Source organism: Curtobacterium sp. B18 (assembly GCF_000333375.1).
Classification (GTDB): Bacteria; Actinomycetota; Actinomycetes; order Actinomycetales; family Microbacteriaceae; genus Curtobacterium.
On record NZ_BACZ01000339.1, the window covers coordinates 1 to 6,719 of the forward strand.

Sequence of the window (6,719 nt, forward strand, 5' to 3'; positions counted from 1 at the left end):
GTCGCCGAGCGTGACGAAGAAGGCCCGCTCGGCGAAGCCGCGCGCGCCGCACGCGGAACGCACCGCGCGGCCGCGCCGCCCCCGCGCGCGCAGGCGGAGCGCCCTAGGCTGCGCCGCCCTCGGCGTACGGGCCGATCTTGCCCGTGCGCATGATGCGCTCGAGCAGCTGGTCGAAGTTCCGCGCCATCTCCTGCGCCGACTCACCCGGCCACACGTGCAGGGGCTTCGCCGCACCCTGCGCCTGCTGCAGCGAGGTCCGCTCGGGCAGCTGCGGCGAGAGCACGAGCGGGCCGAACATGTCCCGGAGCTCCTTGATGCGGAACTGGTGCTCGAGCGACTGCACGCGGGCACGGTTCACGATGATGCCGAGGGGCTGCAGGCGGGGGGAGAGGCCGCGACGGATCTCCTCGATCGCACGGAGGGCACGGTCGGCGGCGGCGACGGAGAACAGGCCGGGCTCGGTGACGACGGTCACACGGTCGGACGCGGCCCACGCGGTGCGGGTCAGGGCGTTCAGCGACGGCGCGCAGTCGATGAGGACGAGCTCGTAGTCCTGCTCGACGTTCGCGAGGGCCTCTTCGAGCTTCCAGATGTCGCGGATGGACGGGTGCGGCCCGTCGAAGTTGATCGCGGAGGGCGACCCGACCATGACGTCGATCTTGCCCTGGGATCCCTTCGTCCAGCCCGAGGGGGCGATCGCCTGACGGACGATCTTCTCCTTCGGGTTCTCGAGGACGTCGGCCACGTTGAGGTGCCCGGAGATGTTGATGTCGAGGCCGGTCGAGACGTCCGACTGCGGGTCGAGATCCACCACCAGCGTGCGCAGTCCCTTGGCGAACGCGGCCGAAGTCAGGCCGAGCGTCACCGTCGTCTTGCCGACACCACCCTTGAGGGAGCTCACGCTGAGTACATGCACGGTCAGCAACGTTACCGCCAGTAGGGTTGTCTCACCTCAACCCGGGCTGAAAGGGACCTCGTGTTCGACAAGATCCTGGTCGCGAACCGTGGCGAGATCGCCATCCGTGCGTTCCGCGCGGCGTACGAACTCGGTGCGCGCACCGTCGCCGTCTACCCGTACGAGGACCGCAACTCCCTGCACCGGTTGAAGGCGGACGAGGCGTACCTGATCGGGGAGCGCGGGCACCCGGTCCGCGCCTACCTGGACGTCTCCGAGATCGTGCGTGTCGCGCGCGAGTCCGGAGCCGACGCGATCTACCCGGGGTACGGCTTCCTGTCCGAGAACCCGGAGCTCGCCGCCGCCGCGGCCGCGGCCGGCATCACGTTCATCGGCCCGGGCGAGCACGTGCTCGAGATGGCGGGCAACAAGGTCACCGCGAAGGAGCACGCGGTCGCGGCCGGCGTGCCCGTGCTCGCGAGCACCCCGGCGAGCCGCGACATCGAGGAGCTCCTCGCCGGTGCCGACGCGATCGGCTTCCCGGTGTTCGCCAAGGCCGTCGCCGGTGGCGGCGGGCGTGGGATGCGCCGGGTCGAGACGAAGCCCGAGCTCCGCGCGGCGCTCGAGGAGGCGATGCGCGAGGCCGACAGTGCGTTCGGCGACCCGACCATGTTCCTCGAGCAGGCCGTCATCCGCCCGCGCCACATCGAGGTGCAGATCCTCGCCGACGCGACCGGCACCGACGCCGGCACGATCCACCTGTTCGAGCGGGACTGCTCGGTGCAGCGCCGGAACCAGAAGGTCGTCGAGATCGCCCCGGCGCCGAACCTCGACCCGTCGATCGCCGCAGCACTGCACCGCGACGCCGTCGCCTTCGCCCGGTCGATCGGCTACGTGAACGCCGGCACGGTGGAGTTCCTGCTCGACACCGAGGGGGAGCGGGCCGGCCAGCACGTCTTCATCGAGATGAACCCGCGCATCCAGGTCGAGCACACCGTCACCGAAGAGGTCACGGACGTCGACCTCGTGCAGTCGCAGATGCGCATCGCCGCCGGGCAGACCCTCGCCGACCTCGGCCTGTCGCAGGACCGCGTCCGCGTCCACGGTGCGGCGCTCCAGACGCGCATCACGACCGAGGACCCGACCCAGGGCTTCCGACCGGACACCGGCCGGATCACGACCTACCGGAGCCCCGGTGGCGCGGGTGTCCGTCTCGACGGCGGAACGGTGGCGACGGGCGCGCAGATCAGCCCGCACTTCGACTCGATGCTCGCGAAGATGACCTGCCGCGGACGGGACTTCCCGGCGGCGGTCGCCCGGGCGAAGCGTGCCCTCGCGGAGTTCCGGATCCGCGGCGTCTCGACGAACATCCCGTTCCTCCAGGCCGTGCTCGAGGACCCCGACTTCGACCGCGGTGACATCTCGACGAAGTTCATCGAGGAGCGCCCGCAGCTGTTCGGCGGCCACGTCTCGAAGGACCGCGGCACGAAGGTGCTGAACTGGCTCGCCGACGTCACCGTCAACAAGCCGAACGGCGAGCGACGCCCGCAGACCGTCGAACCGAGCGAGAAGCTCCCGACGATCGACCTCGGTGCCCCGGTGCCCGAGGGGCAGCGCGACCGGCTCCGGCTGCTCGGCCCGGCGGAGTGGGCGAAGGCCCTCCGTGGCCAGACCGAGCTCGCCGTCACCGAGACGACCATGCGCGACGCCCACCAGTCGCTCCTGGCCACCCGCGTCCGCACGAAGGACCTCGTGGCGGTCGCGCCGTACGTGGCCCGGCTCACGCCGCAGCTGCTCAGCGTCGAGGCCTGGGGCGGTGCCACCTACGACGTCGCGCTCCGGTTCCTCGGCGAGGACCCGTGGGAGCGGCTCGCGTCGCTCCGCGAGGCGATGCCGAACATCCCGATCCAGATGCTGCTGCGCGGCCGGAACACGGTCGGCTACACCCCGTACCCGACCGAGGTGACGGACGCCTTCGTGGCCGAGGCCGCCGCGTCGGGCGTCGACGTGTTCCGCGTGTTCGACGCGCTGAACGACGTCAGCCAGCTGCGTCCGGCGCTCGAGGCCGTGCTCGCGACCGACACGGCCGTCGCCGAGGCGGCGCTCTGCTACACCGCCGACCTCCTCGACCCGTCCGAGGACCTCTACACGCTCGACTACTACCTCCGCCTCGCGGAGCAGATGGTCGAGGCCGGTGCGCACGTCATCGGCATCAAGGACATGGCCGGCCTGCTCCGCGCCGGCGCGGCCGAGCAGCTCGTCACCGCCCTGCGGGAGCGCTTCGACCAGCCGGTGCACGTGCACACGCACGACACGGCGGGCGGGCAGCTCGCCACGCTCCTCGCCGCGGCCCGTGCCGGTGCGGACGCCGTCGACGTCGCGGCCGCGCCGATGGCCGGCACGACGAGCCAGCCGAGCATGTCGGCGCTCGTCGCCGCCCTGGCGCACACCGAGCGCGACACGGGGCTGTCGCTCGACGCCGTCGGCGACCTCGAGCCCTACTGGGAGGCCGTGCGGCGCGCGTACGCCCCGTTCGAGTCCGGGCTGCCCGGGCCGACCGGCCGCGTGTACAAGCACGAGATCCCGGGCGGCCAGTTGTCCAACCTCCGCCAGCAGGCCATCGCCCTCGGCCTCGGCGACCGGTTCGAGCAGGTCGAGGACTGGTACGCCGAGGCGAACCGGATCCTCGGTCGCCCGACGAAGGTGACGCCGTCGTCGAAGGTCGTCGGCGACCTCGCACTGCAGCTCGCCGCGGTGGACGCCGACCCGGTCGACTTCGAGCAGCACCCCGAGAAGTACGACATCCCGGACTCCGTCGTCGGCTTCATGGCCGGCGAGCTCGGCGACCTGCCGGGCGGCTGGCCCGAGCCGTTCCGCTCGAAGGTGCTCGCGGGGCGCGAGGTGCGGCTCGAGGTCACGCCGGTGCCGGACGCCGAGCGGGCACACCTGGACACCCCCGGTCCCGAACGGCGACAGGCCCTCAACCGCCTGCTCTTCCCGCAGCCGACGCAGCAGTTCGCGCGCGTCCGCGAGCAGTACGGCGACCTCTCCGTCGTCCCGACCGTCGACTACCTGTACGGCCTGCGTCCCGGGCAGGAGCACGTCGTGCCGCTCGGCAAGGGCGTGGACCTGTTCGTCGGCCTCGAGGCGATCGGCGAGGCGGACGCCCGCGGCGTCCGCACGGTCATGGCGACGATGAACGGGCAGCTCCGCCCGGTGTACGTCCGTGACCGGTCGATCGAGGTCGAGACGAAGGCCGCCGAGCAGGCGGACAAGACCGACCCGAAGCACGTCGCGGCGCCGTTCTCCGGCGTCGTGACGCTCAAGGTCGCCGTCGGTGACGTCGTCGAGGCCGGTCAGGCCGTGGCGAGCATCGAGGCGATGAAGATGGAAGCGGCCATCACGGCACCCGTCGCGGGGACCGTCGGCCGTCTCGCGATCCCGGCGACCCAGCAGGTGGACGCCGGCGACCTCCTGGTGGTGCTGCAGTAAATTGACCGTCCGTCCCATCCGCCTGTTCGGCGACCCCGTCCTCCGTTCCCCGGCCGACCCGATCCGTCCGGACGCCGTCGGGAGCCAGGGCATCCGTGACCTCGTGCAGGACCTGATCGACACCGTCAAGGAACCCGGTCGTGCCGGCGTGGCCGCCCCGCAGATCGGTGTCGGGGTGCGCGCCTTCTCGTACAACGTCGACGGCGAGGTCGGCTACGTCCTCAACCCCGAGATCGTCGAGGTCGGCGGGGAGCCGGAGCTGATGGACGAGGGGTGCCTGTCGGTGCCCGGGCTGTCCTACCCGACCCGGCGGTCCCCGTACGCCAAGGTCCGCGGCGTGGACGTCGACGGGGCCGAGGTCGTGCTCGAGGGCACCGGGCTCATGGCCGAGGCGCTGCAGCACGAGGTCGACCACCTCGACCGCACGGTCTACGTGATGACGCTCGACCCGGACGTCCGCCGCCGGCTACTCCGTGACATCCGCGCGCAGGAATGGTTCCCCTGACACCCCAACGCGGGATTGTCGTCCGGGCCTGACGAGGGGGTACCGTATAGCCGTCGGCTTCCCACCGATGTCGTACGCCACACCCCCCAGGACACCCCCATGATCGCTCAGGACGACGATCTCAGCTAGCACCGGACCCGTACCAACCGCCGCGCCACCGAGGTCCAGGTCACGACCTCCTCGACGGCCGTCCTCGACGCCCCCGCAGCGGAGCAACCGCAGGACGCCTGATCCCGCGCGGTCGCGGACCGCACCCCGCACCCACCGCGCCTCCTGGCCTGCGCTGGTGCCCTAGCCCCGCCGACGGCGCCCCTCGACGACGGGCGTCGCGGTGGTCTGCACCTTCGACCCCGAGTAGATGTGCTCGACGTCGGCGGCGAAGTCCCGCAGCACGACCTGGCGCTTGATCGTCAGCTTCGGCGTGAGGTGCCCGGACGCCTCGGTGAGCTCGGTGTCGAGGATCGTGAACGACCGCACCGACTCCGCCCGTGAGACCCGCTGGTTCGCGGCGTCGATGGCCTCCTGGACGGCCTGGTGCACCCGCTCGTCGTAGGCGGCTTCGTGGGCGGACAGGGCGGGGGAGATGCCCCGGGCCTCGCACCAGCCGCCGAGCATGTCGCGGTCGAGCGTGACGAGGGCGGCGACGAACGGCTTGCCCTCGCCGACGACGACGACCTGGCCGATGAGCGGGTGCTCGCGGATCCCGTCCTCGAGCGGCGCCGGCGCGACGTTCTTGCCGCTCGCCGTGACGATGAGCTCCTTGGCGCGGCCCGTCACCGTCAGGACGCCGTTCTCGTCGAGCCGACCGAGGTCGCCGGTCCGGAACCACCCGTCGACGAGCGCCTTCGCCGTGGCCTCGTCGTTGTGCCAGTAGCGGTCGAACACGTCGACGCCGCGGATGAGGATCTCGCCGTCGTCCGCGATGCGGATCTCGACCCCGGGGAGCGCACGGCCGACGCTGCCGATCCGGAGCTCACCGGCCCGGTTGACGGTGGCGGGTGCGGTCGTCTCGGTGAGGCCGTACCCCTCGAGGATGAGCACCCCGATCGACCGGAAGAAGTGCGACAGGCGCGGTGAGAGCGGCGCCGAGCCGCTCACGGCGTAGCGGACCCGTCCACCGATGGCGTCGCGGAGCTTCGCGTACACGAGCCGGTCGAACAGCTTGAAGCGGAGCGCCAGGCCGAGCGGGACCCTGCCCGCCGCGAGGGCCTCGGAGTGCGCGACCGCGGTCTTCGCGGCGGCCCGGAAGATGCGACCCTTGCCACCGAGGTCGGCCTTCTGCTCGGCCGAGTTGTAGATCTTCTCGAACACACGCGGCACGGCGAGCAGGAACGACGGCTTGAACGTCGAGACCGCGTGCATGAGGTCCTTCGTGTCCGGCTCGTGGCCGACGAGGACCCCGGCGGAGACCGACATCACCGCGATGAACCGCGCGAAGACGTGGGCCATCGGGATGAACAGCAGCGTCGAGGCGCCGTCGGCGACGACTTCGGGCATCGCCTCGGACGCGCCCTCGACCGTCGCGGTGAAGTTGTCGTGCCGGAGCACGCAGCCCTTCGGCCGGCCCGTCGTCCCCGAGGTGTAGATGATCGTGGCGTCGTCGTGGCCGTGCACGTCGACCGTGCGCGCGTCGAGCTCGGCGTCGGTGACGTCCTCGCCGAGGCGGACCAGGTCGTCCAGGCCGCCGCCGTCGATCGTCCAGTGCTGGCCGAGGTGCGGCAGGTCCGGCGCGATCGACGCCACCCGGCGTGCGTGCTCCTCCTGCTCGACGATGATCGCGACGGCCTCGGAGTCCGAGAGGATCCAGCGCACCTGGTCGGGCGAGCT

General features: G+C 71.7%; 4 protein-coding genes. 2 read left to right on the top strand and 2 right to left on the bottom strand.

The genetic code is table 11. The features are described from left to right. Positions 1-103: 103 nt before the first annotated feature. A complete protein-coding gene (locus tag I5E_RS09260) occupies positions 104-916 on the bottom strand; it encodes a ParA family protein (protein WP_031262009.1) in 813 nt (270 codons plus the stop codon). Positions 917-976: 60 nt separating this feature from the next. Here I5E_RS09260 and I5E_RS09265 point away from each other — a divergent pair, with 60 nt between their 5' ends. Both I5E_RS09265 and I5E_RS09270 read left to right on the top strand, forming a co-directional pair. Continuing rightward, positions 977-4,387 (top strand): pyruvate carboxylase, encoded by a 3,411-nt coding sequence (locus I5E_RS09265; protein WP_022906730.1) that lies wholly within the window; start codon positions 977-979, stop codon positions 4,385-4,387. Between the two features lies 1 nt (position 4,388). Further along, positions 4,389-4,892, top strand: a complete 504-nt coding sequence (locus I5E_RS09270; RefSeq protein WP_022906731.1) for a peptide deformylase — start codon at positions 4,389-4,391, stop codon at positions 4,890-4,892. A gap of 291 nt (positions 4,893-5,183) precedes the next feature. Here I5E_RS09270 and I5E_RS09275 read toward each other — a convergent pair. Further along, positions 5,184-6,719 (bottom strand): AMP-dependent synthetase/ligase (locus I5E_RS09275; RefSeq protein WP_022906732.1); only part of this gene is annotated, 1,536 nt, incomplete at its 5' end.